The following is a 776-nucleotide window of genomic DNA, read 5'->3' on the forward strand; positions in this document are numbered from 1 at the left end:
GGGGAGCTGAGTAGTTACACGATTCCTTTGACCGCCTCGTTCGAAATCGACCTCGACGACTATGCGATTCCGAATGGCGGAATCATCTTCGCCAATCCGAATGCACCCACGGGCGTGCAGCTCGATACCGACCTGATCGAGCACTTTTTGAAGCGGCATAGCGAATCGGTCGTGGTGATCGACGAAGCGTATGTGGACTTCGGTGCAGAAAGTGCCGCTCGGTTGATCGATCGCTATCCCAACGTGCTCGTCGTCCAGACATTCTCCAAATCCAGATCCCTTGCCGGCATGCGGATCGGTTTTGCGCTGGGGAACAAGGACTTGATCGAAGGTTTGGAGCGAGTCAAAAACAGTTTCAATTCGTATCCGCTGTCCAGGCTGGCGAACGCTGCGGCGGTCGCAGCCATCGAAGATCGGGAATATTTCGAAGCGGTGACGCGCAACATCGTCCGGTCACGCGAAGAACTGAGCGCAGCGCTTCGGGCATTGGGGTTCCAGATCATTCCGTCCATGGCGAATTTCGTGTTCGCCAGCCACTCTGGCCACGATGCGGGCTTCTTGTATTGCAAGCTCAAGGAGCAAGGGGTTCTTGTCAGGCATTTTTCTTTGCCCCGGATCGAGCAATTTCTCAGGATAACCGTCGGTACGCCTGAACAATGCGAAAGCCTGCTCCTGGCACTGAAGGCCATTTGCCTTGACGAATGCTGTTCTGCAACCCTTCAGGGAGAGAAATGAAGAAACGAGGCGCATTGCAAGAGCCAGAAATCGTCAGGACG

1 protein-coding gene is annotated in these 776 nt (G+C 54.9%); it reads left to right on the forward strand.

Annotated elements, in window-relative coordinates; genetic code table 11:
- Window positions 1-735, forward strand: a 735-nt coding sequence (locus VTU_RS25850) for a pyridoxal phosphate-dependent aminotransferase (RefSeq protein WP_010101736.1), incomplete at its 5' end; no start/stop codon positions are given.
- Window positions 736-776 lie beyond the last annotated feature (41 nt).

This window comes from Verminephrobacter aporrectodeae subsp. tuberculatae At4, from assembly GCF_000193225.1.
GTDB classification, from domain to species: Bacteria; Pseudomonadota; Gammaproteobacteria; order Burkholderiales; family Burkholderiaceae_C; genus Acidovorax; species Acidovorax aporrectodeae.